Annotated in this window: 21 protein-coding genes; 10 read left to right on the forward strand and 11 right to left on the reverse strand. The window is 68.7% G+C overall.

What is annotated here, in order from left to right:
• Positions 1-2: 2 nt before the first annotated feature.
• Complete coding sequence (locus ACN8ZM_RS14080) at positions 3-665, reverse strand: response regulator (RefSeq protein ID WP_039360640.1); 663 nt, start codon at positions 663-665, stop codon at positions 3-5.
• A gap of 186 nt (positions 666-851) precedes the next feature.
• Between ACN8ZM_RS14080 and dacB the strand changes: the two genes are divergently transcribed.
• The 3 genes from dacB to ACN8ZM_RS14095 all read left to right on the forward strand — a co-directional run bounded on the left by dacB (position 852) and on the right by ACN8ZM_RS14095 (position 4,919).
• Positions 852-2,384 (forward strand): D-alanyl-D-alanine carboxypeptidase/D-alanyl-D-alanine endopeptidase, encoded by a 1,533-nt coding sequence (gene dacB / locus ACN8ZM_RS14085; RefSeq protein ID WP_043190218.1) that lies wholly within the window; start codon positions 852-854, stop codon positions 2,382-2,384.
• Between the two features lie 397 nt (positions 2,385-2,781).
• Positions 2,782-3,696, forward strand: a complete 915-nt coding sequence (locus ACN8ZM_RS14090; protein WP_043190221.1) for a sterol desaturase family protein — start codon at positions 2,782-2,784, stop codon at positions 3,694-3,696.
• Positions 3,697-3,791: 95 nt separating this feature from the next.
• Positions 3,792-4,919 (forward strand): SGNH/GDSL hydrolase family protein, encoded by a 1,128-nt coding sequence (locus ACN8ZM_RS14095; protein ID WP_043190225.1) that lies wholly within the window; start codon positions 3,792-3,794, stop codon positions 4,917-4,919.
• A gap of 110 nt (positions 4,920-5,029) precedes the next feature.
• Here the strand turns inward: ACN8ZM_RS14095 and ACN8ZM_RS14100 are convergent, their stop codons facing one another.
• From ACN8ZM_RS14100 to pyk, 6 genes are all read right to left on the reverse strand, one after another.
• Positions 5,030-6,058: an L-threonylcarbamoyladenylate synthase gene (locus tag ACN8ZM_RS14100; RefSeq protein WP_043190227.1), complete on the reverse strand. Its 1,029-nt coding sequence runs from the start codon at positions 6,056-6,058 to the stop codon at positions 5,030-5,032.
• Positions 6,059-6,069: 11 nt separating this feature from the next.
• A complete protein-coding gene (locus ACN8ZM_RS14105) occupies positions 6,070-7,266 on the reverse strand; it encodes a 5-(carboxyamino)imidazole ribonucleotide synthase (RefSeq protein WP_043190230.1) in 1,197 nt (398 codons plus the stop codon).
• A gap of 80 nt (positions 7,267-7,346) precedes the next feature.
• Positions 7,347-7,868 (reverse strand): 5-(carboxyamino)imidazole ribonucleotide mutase, encoded by a 522-nt coding sequence (gene purE, locus ACN8ZM_RS14110; RefSeq protein WP_039360624.1) that lies wholly within the window; start codon positions 7,866-7,868, stop codon positions 7,347-7,349.
• A gap of 16 nt (positions 7,869-7,884) precedes the next feature.
• Positions 7,885-8,775, reverse strand: a complete 891-nt coding sequence (locus ACN8ZM_RS14115; protein WP_043190234.1) for a phosphoribosylaminoimidazolesuccinocarboxamide synthase — start codon at positions 8,773-8,775, stop codon at positions 7,885-7,887.
• A gap of 221 nt (positions 8,776-8,996) precedes the next feature.
• Entirely contained in the window at positions 8,997-10,061 is a 1,065-nt protein-coding gene (gene fba, locus ACN8ZM_RS14120; protein WP_011353066.1) for a class II fructose-bisphosphate aldolase, read from the reverse strand.
• Positions 10,062-10,363: 302 nt separating this feature from the next.
• Positions 10,364-11,800 (reverse strand): pyruvate kinase, encoded by a 1,437-nt coding sequence (gene pyk, locus ACN8ZM_RS14125; protein WP_043190263.1) that lies wholly within the window; start codon positions 11,798-11,800, stop codon positions 10,364-10,366.
• Between pyk and ACN8ZM_RS14130 the strand changes: the two genes are divergently transcribed.
• The gene (locus ACN8ZM_RS14130; protein ID WP_021164118.1) at positions 11,799-11,927 is read left to right on the forward strand and encodes a hypothetical protein; all 129 of its coding nucleotides are present in this window, start codon (positions 11,799-11,801) and stop codon (positions 11,925-11,927) included. The two genes, pyk and ACN8ZM_RS14130, sit on opposite strands and share 2 nt — an antisense overlap.
• 157 nt (positions 11,928-12,084) lie before the next feature.
• Here the strand turns inward: ACN8ZM_RS14130 and ACN8ZM_RS14135 are convergent, their stop codons facing one another.
• The 3 genes from ACN8ZM_RS14135 to ACN8ZM_RS14145 form a co-directional block, all read right to left on the reverse strand.
• Positions 12,085-13,281, reverse strand: coding sequence for a phosphoglycerate kinase (locus ACN8ZM_RS14135; RefSeq protein WP_420210172.1), 1,197 nt, complete (start codon positions 13,279-13,281; stop codon positions 12,085-12,087).
• A gap of 280 nt (positions 13,282-13,561) precedes the next feature.
• Positions 13,562-13,885 (reverse strand): AzlD domain-containing protein, encoded by a 324-nt coding sequence (locus ACN8ZM_RS14140; RefSeq protein ID WP_043190239.1) that lies wholly within the window; start codon positions 13,883-13,885, stop codon positions 13,562-13,564.
• A complete protein-coding gene (locus ACN8ZM_RS14145) occupies positions 13,882-14,637 on the reverse strand; it encodes an AzlC family ABC transporter permease (protein ID WP_043190241.1) in 756 nt (251 codons plus the stop codon). The genes ACN8ZM_RS14140 and ACN8ZM_RS14145 overlap by 4 nt, the downstream gene beginning before the upstream one ends.
• 206 nt (positions 14,638-14,843) lie before the next feature.
• Here ACN8ZM_RS14145 and ACN8ZM_RS14150 point away from each other — a divergent pair, with 206 nt between their 5' ends.
• The 6 genes from ACN8ZM_RS14150 to ACN8ZM_RS14175 all read left to right on the forward strand — a co-directional run bounded on the left by ACN8ZM_RS14150 (position 14,844) and on the right by ACN8ZM_RS14175 (position 19,404).
• Positions 14,844-15,767 carry a branched-chain amino acid transaminase gene (locus tag ACN8ZM_RS14150; RefSeq protein ID WP_089451211.1) on the forward strand — a complete coding sequence of 308 codons (924 nt, stop codon included), beginning with the start codon at positions 14,844-14,846 and terminating at the stop codon, positions 15,765-15,767.
• Between the two features lie 50 nt (positions 15,768-15,817).
• Positions 15,818-16,012 (forward strand): zinc-finger domain-containing protein, encoded by a 195-nt coding sequence (locus ACN8ZM_RS14155; RefSeq protein WP_006749970.1) that lies wholly within the window; start codon positions 15,818-15,820, stop codon positions 16,010-16,012.
• Between the two features lie 140 nt (positions 16,013-16,152).
• The gene (gene waaF, locus ACN8ZM_RS14160) at positions 16,153-17,190 is read left to right on the forward strand and encodes a lipopolysaccharide heptosyltransferase II (protein WP_043190244.1); all 1,038 of its coding nucleotides are present in this window, start codon (positions 16,153-16,155) and stop codon (positions 17,188-17,190) included.
• A 115-nt stretch (positions 17,191-17,305) separates the two neighbouring features.
• Positions 17,306-17,752, forward strand: coding sequence for a nuclear transport factor 2 family protein (locus ACN8ZM_RS14165; protein ID WP_006749968.1), 447 nt, complete (start codon positions 17,306-17,308; stop codon positions 17,750-17,752).
• Between the two features lie 34 nt (positions 17,753-17,786).
• The gene (locus ACN8ZM_RS14170) at positions 17,787-18,824 is read left to right on the forward strand and encodes a hydrolase (protein ID WP_205824489.1); all 1,038 of its coding nucleotides are present in this window, start codon (positions 17,787-17,789) and stop codon (positions 18,822-18,824) included.
• Positions 18,817-19,404 (forward strand): DUF2946 family protein, encoded by a 588-nt coding sequence (locus tag ACN8ZM_RS14175; protein WP_420210173.1) that lies wholly within the window; start codon positions 18,817-18,819, stop codon positions 19,402-19,404. The genes ACN8ZM_RS14170 and ACN8ZM_RS14175 overlap by 8 nt, the downstream gene beginning before the upstream one ends.
• 39 nt (positions 19,405-19,443) lie before the next feature.
• Here ACN8ZM_RS14175 and ACN8ZM_RS14180 read toward each other — a convergent pair whose 3' ends face one another.
• A complete protein-coding gene (locus ACN8ZM_RS14180) occupies positions 19,444-21,138 on the reverse strand; it encodes a M48 family metalloprotease (RefSeq protein ID WP_420210174.1) in 1,695 nt (564 codons plus the stop codon).
• Between the last annotated feature and the right edge of the window lie 137 nt (positions 21,139-21,275).

Genomic DNA, 21,275 nt, shown 5'->3' on the forward strand with positions numbered 1-21,275 from the left:
CGTCAGCTTTCCTTGACGACCATGTAGCCGAGCCCGCGCACGTTGCGGATCAGGTCCGAGCCAAGCTTCTTGCGCAGCGCGTGGATGTAGACCTCGACCGTGTTGCTGCCGATCTCCTCGCCCCAGCCGTACATCTTCTCCTCGAGCTGGCTCTTCGACAGCACCGCGCCGGGCCGTGCGAGCAGCGCCTCGAGCAGCGCGAACTCGCGCGCGGACAGCGCGACGGGCACGCCGTCGAGCGTCACCTGGTGCGAAGCGGGATCGAGCGTCAGCGCGCCGTGGCGGATCAGCGATTCGCTGCGCCCGGCCTGGCGGCGGATCAGCGCGCGCATCCGCGCGCCCAGTTCATCGAGGTCGAACGGCTTGACGAGGTAATCGTCGGCGCCCGCGTCGAGCCCTTTCACGCGATCGGCCACCGCGTCGCGCGCAGTGACGATCAGCACCGGCAGCGCCAGCCCGCGCGCGCGCAGCGTGCGCAGCACGTCGATGCCGTCGCGCTTCGGCAGGCCGAGATCGAGCAGCAGCAGGTCGTACGTCTCGCCGCCGAGCGCCGTCAGCGCGGCGTCGCCGTCCTGCACCCAGTCGACCGCAAAACCGTCCGAGCGCAGCGCCTTGCGCACGCCTTCGGCAATCATTCGATCATCTTCGACAAGCAGAATCCGCATCGGGACAGGCATCCATCGGGCGAGTGAAACACGGCGACCATTGTAGCGCCGCGAATCGCGTGCGCGGCACGGTGCAATGCAACAGAAAGGCGGATTGCAAGGGGCCTGTCCGGACTTGTCTCTACAATGTGCGCTTTGGCGCCGCGCGCGCCCTGCCCGAACGTCGTGCTTCTCCCGTATTCGCCCATGCCGATTTCCGATCTGTCCACCCGGTTCGCCCCCCGCGCCCGCGTCTGCCTGCGGGCCGCCGCCGTCGTCGCCACCTGCACGGCCCTCGCATTCGCGCCGTCCGCGCAGGCCCGCAAGAAATCCCACAAGGAAGCGCGCAAGACCCCGGTCGTGTCGCCCGCCGCGCGTGCGGCCGGCCTGCCGGCGTCCGTGCTCGTCGCGCTGCAGCGCGCGAAGGTGCCGGCGTCGGCGATGAGCGTCGTCGTCGAGCGCGTCGGCGATCCGGAGCCGCTGATCGCGTGGAACGCGAGCCGGCCGATGATGCCCGCCTCGACGATGAAGCTCGTGACGACCTTCTCGGGCCTGTCGATCCTCGGCCCCGACTACCGCTGGCGCACGACCGCCTACACGGACGGCACGATCGACCCCGACGGCACGCTGCAGGGCAACCTGTACATCAAGGGCACCGGCGATCCGAAGCTCGTGCCCGAAGAACTGATCGACCTCGTCGACAAGCTCCGCAAGGCCGGCGTCAAGCGCGTGGCCGGCGGCCTGGTGCTCGACAAGAGCTACTTCGCGGCATCGACGCGCGATCTCCCTTCGTTCGACGACGACGCAAGCGCGCCGTACAACGTCGGCCCCGATCCGTTGCTGTACGCCTTCAAGGCCATATCGTTCACCGTCACGCCGGGCGACGACGGCAAGGTGGCCGTCGACGTGCTGCCGCCGCTCGCCGACCTGTCGATCGACAACCAGCTGGTCGAAGGTTCGGGCTCGTGCAGCGCGGCCGCCGCGGCCGCGCGCCCGACGCTGACGGCCGGCAGCGGGATCATGACCGCCTCGTTCGCCGGCGACTATCCGCTGCGCTGCGGCGCGCACACGACCAACCTCGCGATCCTCGATCACACGACGTTCTTCGCGCGCGGCTTCCTCGCGCTGTGGCAGCAGGACGGCGGCACGATCGCGGGGCCGGTGAGCGAAGGCAAGGTGCCGACCACCGCGCGGCCCCTCGCCGTGCATCACAGCCCGGTGCTCGGCAGCATCGTCTACGACATCAACAAGTTCAGCAACAACGTGATGGCGCGCAACCTGTTCCTGACGATCGGCGCGGTCAGCGGCAAGCCGCCCGCGACGCCCGAACAGTCGAGCCGCGTGATCCAGGCGTTCCTGCAGAAGAACGGCATCGCGATGCCCGACCTCTTGCTCGAAAACGGCTCGGGCCTGTCGCGCGAAGAGCACATGAGCGCGTTGTCGCTCGCCGCGCTGCTGCAGGCCGCGAACGCAAGCCCTGTCGCGCAGGCCTTCATCGATTCGCTGCCGATCGCGGGCATCGACGGCACGATGAAGAACCGCCTCACCAACGCCGGCGTGCTCGGTAACGCACACATCAAGACCGGCACGCTGCGCGACGTGCGCGCGATCGCCGGCTACGTCGCCGGCGCCGACGGCCAGAGCTACATCGTCGTCAGCTTCATCAACAACGATCACGCGGAAGCCGCGCGCGCCGCGCACGACACGCTGCTCGAGTGGATCTACGCGGGCGCGCACTGACGTTTCAGCGTGCGGCGACACGATGCGGCGGCGCCGGCGGCCCGCTCGCGTCGACCTGCACCGGCCACGGGGCGGCACCGCGCAGCGGGTCGCCCCGGCGGGCGGGCGGCACGGCCTGCCGGGGCCGCCGCACACGGAATTCCGCCCTCCCCGGTTTGAAACGGTAGCCGCCACCGGTGCGCAACGCACCGCGCACCAACCGTGCCCATAAAACAGGGCCGCACCGCCCCGCCCCGCGCCGCGCGGTTTCCGTAGAAACCCTGTCCTCAGAGGGAACCCTCTACGCTCCCCCCTCGCCTAGCGCGTGGCGATTGCGTAGGCTGTTGGCCTGACTGATATCTACAACGGGCCACACGCCCGGCCTCACGGCTTGCAGGGGAAAGAAGGAGACACGCCCATGCGATTCGACGTCGAATTGCTTCTGCTCGCGCTGGCGCCCGTCTTCCTGCTCTGCATCGCGTGGGAGGCCTGGCACCTCGCCCGCACTCGTGCGCAGGACCATGTCTATGCGTGGCGCGACACGCTGTGCAACGCGGCGCTCGCGCTGATGCACCAGGGCGCCGACAAGCTCGCATGGCTGTTCGTGATCCCCGTTTATGCGTACTGCTACCGGCACTATCGGCTGGTCACGTGGCACGACGGCTGGCTGTCGTTCGCAGTGCTGTTCGTCGCGCAGGATTTTCTCTACTACGTGTTTCATCGCGCGAGCCATCGCGTGCGCTGGCTGTGGGCCGCGCACGTCGTGCACCACTCGTCCGAGCGGATGAATTTCTCGACCGCGTTCCGCCAGAGCCTGATGTACCCCGTCGCGGGGATGTGGGTGTTCTGGCTGCCGCTCGCGTTCGCCGGCTTTCCGCCGCAACAGGTCGTCGGCATCGTGCTGATCAACCTCGCGTTCCAGTTCTTCGTGCACACGCAGGCGATCGGCAAGCTCGGCTGGCTCGAATACGTGCTGAACACGCCGTCGATCCACCGCGCGCATCATGCGCGCAATCCGCGCTATATCGACCGCAATTACGCAGGCGTCCTTGTGATCTGGGATCGCCTGTTCGGCAGCTATGTCGAGGAAACGCCCGACGATCCGCCGCAGTACGGGATCGTCGAACGGCTCGGCTCGAACAACCCGCTCGTCGCGACGTTCCACGAGTGGCTATCGATGGCCGGCGACGCGTTGCGCGTCGACGGCTGGCGCAACAAGCTGCGCGCGATTTTCGGCCCGCCTGAATGGGCGAGCGCTTATCATGCGCAGATTGCCGAGGCCGCGAACCCCGATCCGCGCACCGTGCCGCTTGCGGCTGCGCGCGACCAATAAACCGTTTCAGCCAACGGCCGCCGCGCAGCCCGGAACCGAGCAGGCACGCGGCAGATGAGAAACACATCAGGCCATATCTACGAGGAGATCGAACGATGCAGACACAACAACACGCACCTACCCGCACCCGGCAACGCATGCTGCGTACCGCGCAAGTCGCGATCGCCGGCGCCGCGCTCGCGCTGCTCGCCGCGTGCGGTGGCGGCGGTGACGACAACAACAGTGCGTCGAACACGCCGCCGTCGGGCGTGAAAATGCAGATCGTGTCGTTCGGCGACAGCCTGTCCGACGCCGGCACCTACTCGCAGATCAAGCTCGGCTTCGGCGGCGGCCGCTTCACGACGAACCCCGGCCAGGTGTGGACGCAGGACGTCGCGCAGTATTACGGCGACACGCTGCAGCCGGCCAACCAGGGCGGTTTCGGCGTGCCGCTGCAGGCCACCGGCGGCCTCGGCTACGCTCAGGGCGGCGCACGCGTGACGCAGCAGCCGGGCATCGGCCACGCGGACGCGAGCGTGCCGAACGCGGACTACGCGCAGGCGACCACGATGCCGATCGCCGACCAGGTCAAGCAATACGTGTCGCAGCACGGCAGCTTCAACGCCGGCCAGATCGTGCTGCTCAACGGCGGCGCGAACGACATCTTCTATCAGGTCGCGGCGCTGCAGGCGGGCGCGATCACGCCGACGCAACTGCAGCAGAACATCGGGCTGGCCGCGCAGCAGCTTGCCGGCATCGTCCAGCAGATCGTCGCCGCCGGCGCGACCCACGTGTTCGTGTCGAACGTGCCGGACATCGGCGGCACGCCGCTCGCGCTGCAAGGCGGCTCGCAGACGACCCTCACGCAACTGTCGATGCTGTTCAACGGCACGCTCGCCGCGACGCTGCAGGCGCTCAAGGTCGATACGACCAAGTTCGTGCTGATGGACACGTTCACGTGGCAGGACGGCATCCTCGCGAACTACCAGGCGAACGGCTTCACCGTATCGAACACCGATACCGGGTGCAACCTGAAGGCGATGGTCGCGGCAGCAACGCAATACGGCGTCGCGAACGCAACCGCATTCGGCTCGTCGCTGTTCTGCTCGCCGCAGACCTACACGGCCGCCAACGCGGACCAGACCTACATGTTCGCCGACACGGTCCACCCGACCACGCACCTGTACGCGCTGTTCGCGCAGTTCGTCCAGTCGAAGATCGCGGCGTCGGGCGTCGGCAAGTAAGCCGCCGGCCACGCGCCCAAACGAAAACGCCCGACCGGTTCGCCGGTCGGGCGTTTTTTCATGCGCGGGGCAACCGGCGCGGCGACGGTCGCGTCAGCCGCGCACCTTCATCATTCGGTCGCTTCGAACGCCGCGGCCGCACGGCCGAGCCGGTCGTTGACCGCGATCCATTCGACGGTCTCGGGCAGCTTCTCGACGAGAATCCGCGCGACCTGCGCGCGGTCGAGCGCACGCAGCATCCCGTACAGCTCACGCGCATACGCGGACGGATCTTCCGGCGCCGCGACGAAATGCACGCCGTCGGCCTGCGCCCAGCGTCCCGCGCGCGATGCGCGTGCGACGAGCGCGACGCGTTCGCCGTCGGTCTGCGCGGCCGCGAGCAACGGCTCGAGCGCATCGAACGGCAGCAGCGCGAGCGGCGTGCGCGGCGCGTAATGCGCTTTCAGCGTGCCCGACGCACGCGGCGCGGTCGCATCGCTGCCGTCCGGCAGCCGCGGTGCGCGACCGAGCACGTCGGCGATCTGCTGCGGCGTCACGTGGCCCGGACGCAGCAGCGCCGGGAAGCCGCGCGACAGGTCGAGAATCGTCGACTCGATACCGACTTCCGATGCGCCGCCGTCGAGCACGTGCACGGTGTCGCCGAATTCGTCGCGCACGTGCTGCGCGGTGGTCGGGCTCACATGGCCGAACCGGTTCGCGGACGGCGCGGCCACGCCGCCATGTCCGCCGCGCCGCGCACTGAACGCGGCCAGCAGCGCCTGCGCGACCGGATGCGACGGGCAACGCAGCCCGACCGAATCCTGCCCGCCGCTCACGGCGTCCGGAATGCGCGCATGGCGCTTCAGGATCAGCGTCAGCGGACCCGGCCAGAACGCATCGATCAACGCCTGCGCGTCGGCCGGCAGCGCGTCGGCCCAGTAGCCGGGATCGCCGCCCGGCGGCAGGTGCACGATCACCGGATGATTCGCGGGCCGCCCTTTCGCCGCGTAGATGCGCGCGACGGCCTCGGGATTCGCCGCGTCGCCGCCGAGCCCGTAGACGGTTTCGGTCGGAAAGGCCACGAGCTGGCCCGCGTCGAGCAGCGCGGCGGCCGCGTCGATCTGCGCGGCCGTCACGGAGTTCGGGAGATCGATGGACATCGGCTGGCGCCTCAGTCGAGCGGCACGCGCAGCAGCTGCGCGCACGCGGTGGCCGCGGCAACGGCTTCGTCGCGCGTTTCGGCCGTGAAGTTCACATGGCCCATCTTGCGGCCGACGCGTGCGTCTTCCTTGCCGTACAGGTGCAGGTGCGCGGCCGGCATCGCCGCGACCGTGTCCCACGGCGGCGTGACGGCATCGGCCGCCGCACCGTTCGGGAACCACACGTCGCCGAGGATGTTCAGCATCGCGGCCGGCGAATGCTGGCGCGGGTTGCCGAGCGGCATGCGCGTCATCGCGCGCACCTGCTGCTCGAACTGGCTCGTGGCGCACGCGTCGACCGTGTAGTGGCCGGAGTTGTGCGGGCGCGGCGCCATTTCGTTCGCGACGAACGAGCCGTCTTCCAGCACGAAGAATTCGACGCACAGCACGCCGACATAGCCGAGCGTATCGGCGATCCGCACGGCCGCCTGCTGCGCCTCTTCGACGCGCGCGGCATCGGCCGCCGGTGCCGGAACGACCGTCAGCGCGAGAATGCCGTTGTGATGCACGTTCTGCGCGAGCGGGAACGCGGCCGAGCGGCCGTCCGCGCCGCGTGCGATCAGCGCCGACACTTCGTATTTCAGCGGCAGGCGCTTCTCGAGCACGCACGGCACGCCGTTCAGCGCCGCATGCGCGTCGCGCGCTTCCTGCGCGGTGCTCACGCGCACCTGGCCCTTGCCGTCGTAGCCGAGGCGCGCCGTCTTCAGGATGCCCGGCAGCACCGCGTCGAGCGCGGCATCGTCGAGCGCGGCGAGTGCCGCCGACGATTCGATCACGACGTGCGGTGCAACGGGCACGCCCGACGCTTCGATGAAGCGCTTCTCCGCGATCCGGTCCTGCGCGACCGCGACGCAGCGGCCGGCCGGCGCGACGAAGGTCGTGCGCGCGAGGCAATCGAGGCTCGCGGCCGGCACGTTCTCGAACTCCGTCGAAACAGCCTCGCACAGGTCGGCCAGTTCGGCGAGCGCGGCTTCGTCGTCATACGCGGCGCGCAGGTGGCGGTCGGCGACCGCGCCGGCGGGGCTCGTCGGATCGGGATCGAGCACGGCGACGCGATAGCCCATCGACTGGGCGGCAAAGCAGAACATGCGGCCGAGCTGGCCACCGCCGACCATGCCCAGCCACGCGCCGGGCAGGATCGGGGAAACGGAATCAGGAGTTGCGGTCATGTCAGTGGTCGGTCGCGGCGGGCGCTGCCCGCCGCAGTGGGGAGGTCAGGCAGCCGCGACGCGCGGCCGCCGGTGCGCCGTCATTCCAGCGGCGGCAGCACCATCGCGTGCGCGGCTTCGTTCTGGCGCACGCGGAACGCGGCGAGCCGGTTCGCATAGTCGACCGAGTTGCCGGACAGGATCGACACCGCGAACAGCGCGGCATTCGCGGCGCCGGCCTCGCCGATCGCGAACGTCGCGACCGGCACGCCTTTCGGCATCTGCACGATCGAGTGCAGCGAATCGACACCCTTCAGGTACTTGCTCGCGACCGGCACGCCGAGCACCGGCACCGTGGTTTTCGCGGCCAGCATGCCGGGCAGGTGCGCGGCGCCGCCGGCGCCCGCGATGATCGCGCGCAGCCCGCGCTCACGCGCTTTCTCCGCATAGTCGAACATCTCGTCGGGCATCCGGTGCGCGGACACGACCTTCGCTTCGTACGGCACGCCGAATTCCTGCAGGATGGCAACCGCATGCTTCATCACGTCCCAATCGGAACTCGAACCCATCAGCACGCCGACGAGCGGCGCGCTGTGCGTGTGGGCAGTCTGAACTTCGCTCATGTGTTCTGATCCCCGCTCAGGCAAGCGCCTGGCCCGTGATGCGCTCGAGCGCTTCCTGGTACTTCGCGGCCGTCTTCTCGACGACGTCGGCCGGCAGCGCCGGCGCCGGCGCCGTCTTGCCCCACGGCTGCGCCTCGAGCCAGTCGCGCACGAACTGCTTGTCGAACGACGGCGGGTTCGTGCCGACCTGGTACTGGTCGGCCGGCCAGAAGCGCGACGAATCGGCCGTCAGCGCTTCGTCCATCAGGTACAGCTTGCCGTGGTTGTCGAGGCCGAATTCGAACTTCGTGTCGGCGATGATGATGCCGCGCGTCGCCGCGTAGTCGGCCGCTTCCTTGTACAGCTTGATCGAGATGTCGCGGATCGTCGCGGCCAGCTCGGTGCCGATGCGGCGCTCGGTTTCCTCGAACGTGATGTTCTCGTCGTGCTCGCCCATCTCGGCCTTCGCGGCCGGCGTGAAGATCGGCTCGGGCAGCTTCTGCGCGTTCTGCAGGCCTTCCGGCAGCTGCACGCCGCACACGGCGCCCGACGCCTGGTATTCCTTCCAGCCGCTGCCGGCCAGGTAGCCGCGCACGACCGCTTCGATCATGATCGGCTCGAGTCGCTTGACGACCACGCCACGGCCCTTGACCTGCTCGACCTCGTCGGCCGCGACGACCGCTTCCGGCGCGTCGCCCGTCAGGTGGTTCGGCACGATGTGCGCGAGCTTGTCGAACCAGAAGTTCGCCATCTGGTTCAGCACGCGGCCCTTGTTCGGAATCGGCTCGCCCATCACCACGTCGAATGCCGACAGACGGTCGGTCGTGACGATCAGGAGCTTGTCGTTGCCGACCGCGTAGTTATCGCGGACCTTGCCGCGACCGAGGAGCGGCAGCGAGCGGAGCGTGGATTCGTAGAGGGTAGACATCGTCTTTTCGCAGATAAGGAGCCAAACAAAAAGGGAAACGCCGTTCCCCGCGGCAGGCGGGAACGGCGGCCTTGCAATACGTCGGCGAACCGGCCGGACGACAGCGCCCGGGCGGTTGCCGGCCGGCCCTCGTTCGGCCGGACGGAACGGCTGCGGGGTCGGATCAGATCCGGCCGGACAGCCTTGCCGTTGCCTTTCGGCGCGGCAATCGTACTACAGTCTTAGCGCACGACCTGTGCGAGCGCACCGGACTTGTACTGCTCGGCGATCTTGTCGAGCGACACCGGCTTGATCTTGCCGGCCTGGCCTTCGCAGCCGAACGCGAGGTAGCGGTCGACGCACACCTGCTTCGCCGCTTCGCGCGCGGGCTTCAGGTAGTCGCGCGGATCGAACTTGCCCGGGTTCTCGAACAGGTAGCGGCGGATCGCACCGGTGATCGCGAGACGCAGGTCGGTGTCGATGTTGATCTTGCGCACGCCGTGCTTGATGCCTTCCTGGATTTCCTCGACCGGCACGCCGTAGGTTTCCTTCATGTCGCCGCCGAATTCACGGATCTCGGCCAGCAGTTCCTGCGGCACCGACGACGAACCGTGCATCACGAGGTGGGTGTTCGGGATGCGCGCGTGGATTTCCTTGATGCGCTGGATCGACAGGATGTCGCCCGTCGGCTTCTTCGAGAACTTGTACGCGCCGTGCGACGTGCCGATTGCGATCGCGAGTGCATCGCACTGCGTGAGCTTCACGAAGTCGGCGGCCTGCTCCGGATCGGTCAGCAGCTGCTCGCGGGTCATCGTGCCTTCCGCGCCGTGGCCGTCTTCCTTGTCGCCCTTCATCGTCTCGAGCGAGCCGAGCACGCCGAGTTCGGCTTCGACCGTCACGCCGATCGAGTGCGCCATCTCGACGACCTTGCGCGACACGTCGACGTTGTATTCGTACGACGCGACCGTCTTGCCGTCGGCTTCGAGCGAACCGTCCATCATCACGCTGGTGAAGCCGCTGCGGATCGCGGCCATGCAGACCGCCGGCGACTGGCCGTGATCCTGGTGCATCACGACCGGGATGTGCGGATACGACTCGACCGCCGCTTCGATCAGGTGGCGCAGGAACGGCTCGCCCGCATACTTACGCGCGCCGGCCGATGCCTGCATGATCACGGGTGCGCCGACCTGGTCCGCCGCCGCCATGATCGCCTGGACCTGCTCCAGGTTGTTCACGTTGAAGGCCGGCAGGCCGTAACCGTGCTCTGCCGCGTGGTCCAGCAATTGACGCATTGATACGAGAGGCATTGTGGAACTCCTTGGAATGAAAACCGGTGCGCCCTGACGCCGGCGCGGCGCTCGCTCCCGTTCGAACCCGGGGTGGCGCGGCGCGGCTGAGCGTCGAATAGCCGCATTTTATCGCGAAGCGCCTCCGATTCCGACCGCCCGGTGGCGCCCACTCGCAATTTGTTACGTTCGCACGGCACAAAGCGGGCAAAAAAAGAAAAAAAACCGCGCGGGGCATGCGACCCCGCGCGGCTTTCGTCAAAAATCGGGGCCCGATTGCCTCGGCCGCCGTTTTTTGGGCCGGGCAGCTGCCCGGCCGGTGCTCAATAGTGCTCGCCGACCCGCACGATCTTCAGCGTGTTGGTGCCGCCCGCCTGCCCCATCGGCTCGCCGACGGTCAGCACGACCATGTCGCCGTGCTGCACGTAGCCCTGCTTGACGACGATTTCGAGCGCCGCCTGCAGCGCCGAATCGCGGTCGCTGTTGAAGTCGACGTGCAGCGGCGTCACGTTGCGGTACAGCGCCATCGTGCGCTCGCTGCCGACGCGCGGCGTCAGCGCGAAGATCGGCACGTGCGTGTAGTGGCGCGACATCCACAGCGCGGTCGCGCCCGATTCGGTCAGCGCGACGATCGCCTTCGCACCCAGGTGGTACGCGGTGAACAGCGCGCCCATCGCAATCGACTGGTCGATCCGCGTGAACGTGCGGTCGAGGAAATCCTTGTCCAGCTCGACGTGTTCCGACTTTTCCGCCTCGACGCACACTGCCGCCATCGTCTCGATCGTGACGACCGGGTACTTGCCGGCGGCCGTCTCGGCCGACAGCATCACCGCGTCGGTGCCGTCGAGCACCGCGTTCGCGACGTCCGACACTTCCGCGCGCGTCGGCACCGGCGCGTGGATCATCGATTCCATCATCTGCGTCGCGGTGATCACGAGCTTGTTCGACTCGCGCGCCATCCGGATCATGCGCTTCTGCAGCGCCGGCACGGCCGCGTTGCCCACTTCCACCGCGAGGTCGCCGCGCGCGACCATGATGCCGTCGGACGCGTCGAGAATGCTCTGCAGCGCCGGAATCGCTTCCGCGCGCTCGATCTTCGCGATCATCTTCGGCTTGATGCCGTACGGCGCGCCCGCGATGTTCGCGAGCTGGCGCGCCATTTCCATGTCGGTCGCGTTCTTCGGGAACGACACGGCCACCAGGTCCGCGCCGAGCGACATCGCGGTGCGGATGTCTTCCATGTCCTTCGCGGTCAGCGCAGGCGCCGACAGGCCGCCGCCCTGGCGGTTGATGCCCTTGTTGTTCGACAGCTCGCCGCCCACCTTGACGATCGTGTGGATCTCGTCGCCGAGCACGCGCTCGACGGTCAGCACGATCAGGCCGTCGTTCAGCAGCAGCAGGTCGCCCGTGCGCAGGTCACGCGGCAGCTCCTTGTAGTCGAGCCCGACGCGCTCGTCGTTGCCCATCTCGCAGCCCGCGTCGAGGATGAAGGACTGGCCCGGCTCGAGCGTCGTCTTGCCGTTCTCGAACTTGCCGACGCGGATCTTCGGGCCCTGGAGGTCGGCCATGATCGCGATCTCGCGGCCGACCCTGCGGGCGGCCTCGCGCACCATCTCGGCGCGCTGGCGGTGATCGTCGGCCGTGCCGTGCGAAAAATTGAGCCGCACGACGTCGAGGCCCGCCTGCATCATCTGCAGCAGAATCTCCGGCGAACTGGAAGCCGGGCCGATCGTGGCGACTATCTTGGTGGCGCGCTGCATGAAACTCCTCATCTGGATCAAGGTGGATGCGCTGGGTGAAACGCTGCGAGAGCCGGAAGCGGCAGGCCCAGCGGCGGCCGTTCCGGGGGGCGTGCCGGTGCTTGCGCCCGGCATCGCTTTGTTCTGAATCTCGTGGTGCTGCTCGGCCGCGTCGCCGGCGGCCGCCGGTGCGCGCGGGGCGGTGTTCGCCCGCGCGGGCGCGCGTTTGCGCTTGCCCGCGCCGGCCGGCTGCTCCGCTTTCGCGGAGCGCGCGGCCTTCGTCACCCCTGCGCGCGCCGCCACGCTCAGGCCGCCCGCGTTTCCAGCACTTCCACTGCCGGCAGCTTCTTCCCCTCGAGGAACTCGAGGAAGGCGCCGCCGCCCGTCGAGATGTAGCTGACCTGGTCATGGATGCCGTACTTCGCGATGGCCGCGAGCGTGTCGCCGCCGCCCGCGATCGAGAACGCGGACGATTTGGCGATCGCTTCCGCGAGCGTCTTGGTGCCGTTGCCGAACTGGTCGAACTCGAACACGCCGACCGGGCCGTTCCACACGATCGTGCCGGCCTTCTCGAGCTGGCTCGCGAGCGCCTTGGCGGTATCCGGGCCGATGTCGAGGATCATGTCGTCCGCTTCGATGTCGGCGACCTGCTTCACCGTGGCCACGGCCGTCGGCGAGAATTCCTTGGCCGTCACGACGTCGGTCGGGATCGGCACCGATGCGCCGCGCTCGCGCGCTTCGTCGATGATCGCCTTCGCTTCGTTGACGAGGTCGGCTTCCGCGAGCGACTTGCCGATCGACAGGCCGGCCGCGAGCATGAACGTGTTCGCGATGCCGCCGCCGACGATCAGCTGGTCGACCTTGCCGGCCAGCGACTTCAGGATCGTGAGCTTGGTCGACACCTTCGAGCCGGCGACGATCGCCACCAGCGGGCGGGCCGGGTTGCCGAGCGCCTTGCCGAGCGCGTCGAGTTCGGCGGCCAGCAGCGGGCCCGCGCACGCGACCGGCGCGTACTTCGCGATCCCGTGGGTGGTCGCTTCCGCGCGGTGCGCGGTGCCGAACGCGTCGTTCACGTACACGTCGCAGAGCTTCGCCATCTTTTGCGCGAGCTCGTCCGAATTCTTCTTCTCGCCCTTGTTCACGCGGCAGTTCTCGAGCAGCACGACCTGGCCCGGCACGACGTTCACGCCGTTCTCGACCCAGTTCGAGACGAGCGGCACGTCGCGGCCGAGCAGCTCGGCGAGGCGCTTCGCGACCGGCGCGAGCGAATCTTCCGGCTTGAATTCGCCTTCGGTCGGGCGACCGAGGTGCGACGTGACCATCACGGCCGCGCCGGCGTCGAGCGCGGCCTGGATGGCCGGCACGGACGCGCGCACGCGCGTGTCTTCGGTGATGTTGCCCTGGTCGTCCTGCGGGACGTTCAGGTCGGCGCGGATGAATACCCGCTTGCCGGCGAGCTGGCCGGCGGCGATCAGGTCGGTAAGACGCTTGACTTGGCTCATGTTGAACAGATTGAAGTAGTGGATGGGGAAAGGGGGTTCACGCTGGACGTGCGCGGGCTGCCGCGAAAGGGCGCCGGATGCGGCCGTGGCTGGCGGTTCGCATGACGCGCACGGGTAAAAAATCTCGAACGGGCATTCTAGCCGATCCACCCGGCAGACTGCCCCGCGGGCGGCGAATTCCGCCTATTTGGGATCGCGCGCGGGAATGGACACATTGCCGCAACGCAGCAATGTACCCGCGCAAGCGGCCGGTGCCCGGCGGGCCTGCACGGGCGGTTCATCAGAAGATCAGGCGCAGTACGGTAAACACGAGCATCCCGACGACGATCGTACCGAGCATGCTGCGCCGCCACAAGAACCAGCCGAGGCCGGCGAGCGCCGCGTAGAACGGATGGTTGGACAGCGCGAACGACAGCCCGGCCGGCGTTTCGAGCACGTCGGGCAGCACGACGGCGACCAGCGCCGCCGCCGGCGCGTAGCGCATCGCGCGCTGCGCGCGCTCGGGCAGCACGGTGCGCTCGCCGCCGATCAGGAACAGCGCGCGCGTGACCGCCGTGACGATCGTCATCCCGATGATGACGATCCAGATGTCGGTCGCGCTCATTCGATTTCCTTGTCATGCACGGTTTCGGTGCGGATGCGCCGCCAGTCGGCCCGCTCGACGAAGAAGTCGGCCATGCTGCCGGCCGCGAGCGCGGCGAGCACCGCGAGCGGCAGCGCGAGCCGGTACGGCAGGTCGAACGCGACGAGCGACACGACGCCGGCCACCGCGACGGCCGCAAGCGTCGAGCGGTTCGCGACCGCCGACACCATGATCGGGATCAGCGCGAGCGTGCCGGCCAGCTCCAGCCCCCAGCTCGCGGGAAAGAAGCTCGCGAGCAGGATGCCGGCGAGCGACGACACCTGCCACGACGCCCAGCTCGCGAGCGCCATCCCCCAGAAGTACGCTTCCTTGCCCGGCACGTAGCCGTTCGCGAAGCCCTGCTTCTGGAACAGCAGGTAGATCACGTCGCCGTTGAAATAGCCGATTGCGAGGCGCCGCCACAGCGGCAGGTAGGAGAAATGGGGGGCGAGCCCGGCGCTGAAGATCACGAAGCGCGTGTTGACCATCGCGGCCGTGAGCAGGATGGTCCAGATCGGCAGCTTCGCGGCAAGCAGCGGCAGCACCGCGAGCTGCGACGAGCCCGCGTAGACCAGCAGCGACATCGCGCTCGCCTGCCCGAGCGTCATCACCGACTTGCTCATCGCGATGCCCGTGACGAGCCCCCACGAGAAAATCGCCATCAACGTCGGGGAATAGTCGCGTGCGCCCTGGATCAGCGCGAAGCGGTCGGTGGCGGACAATCGAGCGAGCATGGGAAACGGGCCGCAGCGGGCGGTTCGTCGGGGCGGCGGCGCCTCCTGCCGGCACGGCCCGTCATTATTGGAATCGGTACCGGGCGATTATAGCGCCGGCCCCGCGCCGACCGACCGGGTTGACGCCAAATGACGCTAAAATAAGCGTCTTTCCGGCTCAACGCTGCACATAACCCGCTGCACCTCACTGCTTCCAGGAGAATCCTATGTCAATGGCCGACCGCGACGGCAAGATCTGGAAGGACGGCAAGCTGATCGACTGGCGCGATGCCACGATCCACGTCCTGACCCACACGCTGCACTACGGCATGGGCGTCTTCGAAGGCGTGCGCGCATACAAGACGGCCGACGGCAGCACCGCGATCTTCCGCCTGCGCGAGCACACGAAACGTCTGCTGAATTCGGCAAAGATCTTCCAGATGGACGTGCCGTTCGACCAGGAAACGCTCGAAGCCGCACAACTCGAAGTCGTGCGCGAGAACAAGCTCGAGTCGTGCTACCTGCGCCCGATCATCTGGGTCGGTTCGGAAAAGCTCGGCGTGTCGGCCAAGGGCAACACGATCCACGTCGCGATCGCCGCGTGGCCGTGGGGTGCGTACCTCGGCGAGGACGGCCTCGCGAAGGGCATCCGCGTGAAGACGTCGTCGTTCACGCGCCACCACGTGAACGTGTCGATGGTGCGCGCGAAGGCGTCGGGCTGGTACGTGAACTCGATCCTCGCGAACCAGGAAGCGACCGCCGACGGCTACGACGAGGCACTGCTGCTCGACGTCGACGGCTACGTGTCGGAAGGCTCCGGCGAGAACTTCTTCCTCGTGAACAACGGCAAGCTGTACACGCCCGATCTCGCGTCGTGCCTGGACGGCATCACCCGCGACACGATCATCACGCTCGCGCGCGACGCCGGCATCGAAGTGATCGAGAAACGCATCACGCGCGACGAGGTCTACACGGCAGACGAAGCGTTCTTCACCGGCACGGCCGCCGAAGTCACGCCGATCCGCGAGCTCGACAACCGCACGATCGGCAGCGGCGCGCGCGGCCCGATCACCGAAAAGCTCCAGTCGGCGTTTTTCGATATCGTGTCGGGCAAGAACGCGAAGTACGCGCACTGGCTGACGAAGGTCTGAGCGCGCCGCGCCACCGACCGCCCCACAAAAGAGTGATAAGAGAAAGTCTCATGAGTGAAATCAAGGAAATGCCGCTGGTCGAGCTGACGGCCAAGGATCTTCCCGCGTACTGCCCGAACCCGGCCATGGCGCGCTGGAGCGCGCACCCGCGCGTCTTCATCGACGTCTCGCACGGCGAGGCGCGCTGCCCGTACTGCGGCACGCGCTACAAGCTGCGCGACGGCGAGGTCGTCAAGGGCCACTGAGCCCCGGCGGCCGGGCTTGCAGGCCCGCCGACCCGCAAGGCGGCGCAGCCGGATCCCCGGCGCGTCGCCCTTCTCCATTCTGGCAACCCGAACGCGGCGCCTGAGCGCCGTGCTTCATTACGACATCGGAAGTCGACCTGATGCGTCGAGCGCTGGTTATCGCACCGAACTGGATCGGTGACGCATTGATGGCGCAGCCGCTTTTTGCGCTGCTGAAGAAAAACCATCCCCGCATCGCAATCGATGCCGTCGCGCCCTCGTGGGTCGCGCCCGTGCTCGAGCGGATGCCGGAGATCCACGATGTCTACGCGACCGATCTCGCGCACGGCAAGCTGCAGATGCTGCGCCGCTGGCAGCTCGCGAGCGACCTGCGCGACGTCGGCTACGACGCGGCATACGTGCTGCCGAATTCGCTGAAGTCCGCGGTGATCCCGTGGCTCGCGAACATCCCGCTGCGGGTCGGCTACACGGGCGAGCACCGCTACGGGCTGCTGAACGTGCGGCACGCGAACCCCGACAAGTCGGGCGAGCGGCCGCCGATGACGGCCCACTACGCGGCGCTCGCGTACGCGCCGGGCGCGAAGCTGCCCGAGTCGATGAAGACGCTGCCGCCGCCGCGCCTCGACGCCGACCTGAACGAGACGGCGCGCGTGTCCGCGCGCTTCAATCTCGACACGCGCAAGCCGCTCGTCGTGTTCTGCCCCGGCGCGGAATACGGCCCGGCCAAGCGCTGGCCGCCCGAGCACTTCGCATCGCTCGCCAACATCGTCCACCAGTCGTTCCCGTACACGCAGATCGTCGCGCTCGGCTCGCAGAAGGATGCGGCGGCCGCGCAGGCCATCGCCGACCACGCGCCGAACGTGCGCAACCTGTGCGGGCAGACGTCGCTGTCGGAAGCGTGCGCGCTGATCGCGCGCGCGAACGCGGTCGTCACCAACGATTCGGGGCTGATGCACGTGGCGGCCGCGCTACGCCGGCCGCTCGTCGCGCTGTACGGATCGACCGATCCGCGCCACACCCCTCCGCTGTCGGATCTGGCGAAGGTACAATGGCTTCATCTCGAATGCAGTCCCTGCTTCGAACGCGAGTGCCCGCTCGGCCACCTGAAGTGCCTGCGCGAACTCGGTCCCGAGCAGGTATTCGGCGATTTGCGCGGCATGCTCGTCGGGCAACGCTGACCCTGGCCGGCAGCGTCGCACGACGCGCCGGGCAATCCGATTCACCGGTGTACGGCGGCTCCATCCGGGCCGCCGTGCTGAATACGGCGCGCGACGCGCGCGAGAGATAACCCCGATGCCACGTTTTGCCCGCCTCTTCGAAGCCGCCGCCGATACGCTGAACGCCTACTACCAGGCCGTCGCCGATGCCAATCTCGACGCGCTGCTGGGATTGTGGATCGACGAGGATTTCGCCAGCTGCGTATGGGCGGACGGCGAGCATCTGCACGGCCTCGACCAGATCCGCAGCGGGCTCGCCAACCGGCTCGCCACGCGCCCCGTGACGATCGAGCCGCTCGACATCCGCGTGTACGACAGCCTCGGCACGGTCGTCTATACGATCGCCGAAGCGCATCAGCAGGCCGACCTGACGGCCGAACCCGACATGGTTTTCGCCACGTACGTGATGATTCACGAACGCGGCGAGTGGCGCATCGCACATATTCACGCGAGCCCGATTCCTGAACAAGCGGCCGGACAATTCGCCGCGAAGATCCGTCACGGGCAGGGTCCGCTGCACTGACGAAAAGACGAAGCAACGCATACGCGGGGCGATCATGAGTACGGCTTCTCCGCCCACCTCGCCGCTGACCGGGGCCCCGGCCCCCGACGACGACACACTGCGCTATCGCGCACCACGCTGGCTGCCCAACAGCCATGCGCAAACCATCGTGCCCGCGCTGTTCGCGCGACGCCCCGTCGTCGCTTACCGACGAGAGCGATGGGAAACCCCCGACCACGACTTCATCGATCTCGACTGGGTCGCGCATCTCGACAGCGCGGCGCCGGCGCCCGATGCGCCGCTGTTCGTGCTGTTCCACGGCCTCGAAGGCAGCTCCGGCTCGCACTACGCGCTCGCGATGATGGCCGCCGCGCGCGCGAAGGGCTGGCACGCCGTCGTGCCGCACTTCCGCAGTTGCAGCGGCGAGATCAACCGTCAGCCGCGCTTCTACCATCTCGCCGACAGCGCCGAAGTCGACTGGATCCTGCGCCGGCTCGCCGCGCAGCATCGCGGGCCGCTGGTCGCGGCCGGCGTGTCGCTCGGCGGCAACGTGCTGCTGCGCTGGCTCGGCGAGCATCGCAGCGACACGTCGATCCTGCGGGCGGCCGCCGCGATCTCGACGCCGATCGACGTGCACGCCGGCGGGCGCGCGCTGTCGCAAGGCTTTGCGATGGTCTACACGCGCAGCTTCCTGAAGACGCTCAAGCGCAAGGCGCTCGCGAAGCTCGACCAGTACCCGGGGCTGTTCGACCGCGAAGCGATGCTGCAGGCCGTGACGATGCGCGACTTCGACGAGATCGTGACCGCGCCGCTGCACGGTTTCGCGGATGCGGACGACTACTGGACCAAGGCGACGACACGGCCGCTGCTGCCCGCGATCGACGTGCCGACGCTGCTCCTCAACGCCCGCAACGACCCGTTCCTGCCTGAATCGGCGCTGCCCGGCCCGGCCGACGTATCGCCGGCCGTCGAGCTCGACCAGCCCGCGGCCGGCGGGCACGCGGGATTCATGACCGGACCGTTCCCCGGCCGCCTCGACTGGCTGTCGGCGCGGGTGTTCGGCTATTGCTCCAAATTCGTCGACCATGGATGACATCGTCCGGCAGGCCCTCGCCAAATGGCCGAACGTGCCGCACTGCACCGGCTGGCTGCTGCTCGACCGGCGCGGCGAATGGCGTCTGCGCGACGACGCGGCGCAGGCGGCCGGCGAGCTCGGCTCGCCGATCCGCCATGCGGCGCTGAACGCGTTCATCGGCCGCAACTACGAATGCGATGCGCAGGGCCAGTGGTTCTTCCAGAACGGGCCGCAGCGCGTGTACGTCGAGCTCGCCTATACGCCGTGGGTCGTCCGGCTCGCCGAGCGCGACGGGCAGCTCACGCTCGCCGACCAGACCGGCACGCCGTTCGAACCGGACGGAGCCTGGCTCGACGATGCGGGTGGCGTGCTGTTTCGCGCGGCCGGCACGCCGCCGCGCATCGCGGCGCTGCACGATCATGATCTCGGGCTGTTCGCCGATCACGCGGATTTCGATGCCGCGCCGCCCGTGCTGCGCTGGCGCGACGGCCGCACGCTGCCGCTCGGCAGCATCGTCTGCGCGGACGTCCCCGCCCGGTTCGGCTACGTCGCAAGCCCCGCGCAACAGGCACGCGGTGCGGCAGGCGGCGGTACCTGACCCGCGGCGGCTTCGCCCGCGTTTGCCGCGTCGCGGCCGCTACCCGCGGCCGTTCTTCTCGTCCTCGCGCTCTTCCTTGTAGCGCGCCTCGAATTCCAGCAGCCGCGCGCCGATCATCGACTGCTCGTAGAACGACACGTCCTTCGCGTCGCGCGCATCCTTCAGTTGGCGAATCGCCGACGGCCATGCGCCGTCGAGCGCGAGCTTCTCCGCGAGCGCGCGGCGCCGCGCCAGCACGTCGCCCTTGCCGTCGCTCGCCTTCGCGAGATAGTCCCACCAGTCCGGCTGCTCGGGGTCGGCCTTCGCCTGCGCACGTGCCTGCGCCTGCGCTTCGGCGAAACGGCGCGCGGCGATCAATGCCTGAAGATGCACGACGATCGCGGCGTGCGACGCCGGCCAGCGTCGCTGCGCGAGCGCAGCAAGCCGCACCGCGTCGTCGGCGCGCCCCGCGCGGCGCGCGATGTCGGCGGCCAGCACGTCGAGGCTCGGCGAACCCGTCGCCGGTTCGCCCTCGCGCCGCTCGCGCGCGTCGAACGCGGTGCGTGCCGACGCGAGCGCCTTGCCGGCCGCGTCGTACTCGCCGAGCTGCGCGTTCGCGAGTGCGATGCCGTACCAGTTCGCCGCGACGTTCGGTGCCGTGCGATCGTCGATCTCGAACTGCATCCGGCGCGCCTCGGCCGCGATGTCGGTCGGCGCGCGGTTCTGCAGGATCCGCAGCCGCGCGCGCACGAACCCGTATTCGGGCGACTGGCGAGGCTGCCGGTACGGCGCGCGACGCGCGCGATCCTCCATGTCGGCGATCCGCTCGCCGGTCAGCGGGTGCGTGCGTGCATACGCCGGCACGCCCGCATCGCCCATCGACGCGCGGTCGAGCCGCTCGAAGAAGCCCGGCATCCCGTACGGGTCATAGCCCGCGCCCGCGAGCAACTGGAAGCCGACGCGATCGGCCTCGCGCTCGGCCGAACGCGAGAAGCGCAGCTGGTTGTCCACCGCATACGCCTGCCCGCCCACCGCGATTGCGCTGCCGAGGTCGCCGCTTCTCGCGAGCACGCCGGCCAGCACGCCGAGCAGCATCGTCGCGAGCGCCGTATAGCCGGTCTTCTCGCTCGCACCGATCATCCGCGCGATGTGCCGCTGCAGCACGTGCCCCATCTCGTGGCCGACCACCGACGCCAGCTCCGACTCCGTCTGCGTCGTGACGACGAGCCCGCTGTTGATCCCGATAAAGCCGCCCGGCATCGAGAACGCGTTGATCTGCGGATCGCGCACCGGGAACAGGTCGAAGTCCGGCGTGTAGCCGCCGATGAAGCGCGCGGCCGCGGCGGCCGCGAGCCGCGCCGCCATCGCGTTCAGGTAGTCGCGCACGAGCCAGTCGTCGAGATAGTCGGGATCGCGCCGCACTTCGCGCATCACGCGCTCGCCGAGCCGGCGCTCGGCCTGTGGCGTCAGCGACCCGCCGGAACCGTCGCCGAGATCGGGCAGTTCGAGCGCGCGAAGCGGCGCGCGCAGGCTCGCGGCCGGCGCCGATGCGCCGCCCGTGTCCGAAAACCGGCTCTCCGCGCCGCCGTACGTACCGAACACGCCGGGCGCGATGCCGGAGGGCACGGTGGAAATCGACCGGGCGCCGTCGGCCGCCGATTCGAGCGGCGGTGCGGACGCGCGCTGCGCATGGCCGCTCGGCGGCAACGCGAGCGCCGCCGACAGCAACACGGCAAGCAACTGTTTGACACGCATGGCAGGATGAAAACGACGCCGTCCCGCGCGCCGGGCGCGCATCGCGGCGTTTGGTCTGAATATTCGGGTCATTGTACCGGCGGCAGCGTGACTGTCCCGTGCGGCATGGGTGCCATCTGCGCACCCGGCGCCGCGAA

Origin of the sequence: Burkholderia aenigmatica (genome assembly GCF_048627025.1) — a bacterium.
GTDB lineage: Bacteria > Pseudomonadota > Gammaproteobacteria > Burkholderiales > Burkholderiaceae > Burkholderia > Burkholderia aenigmatica.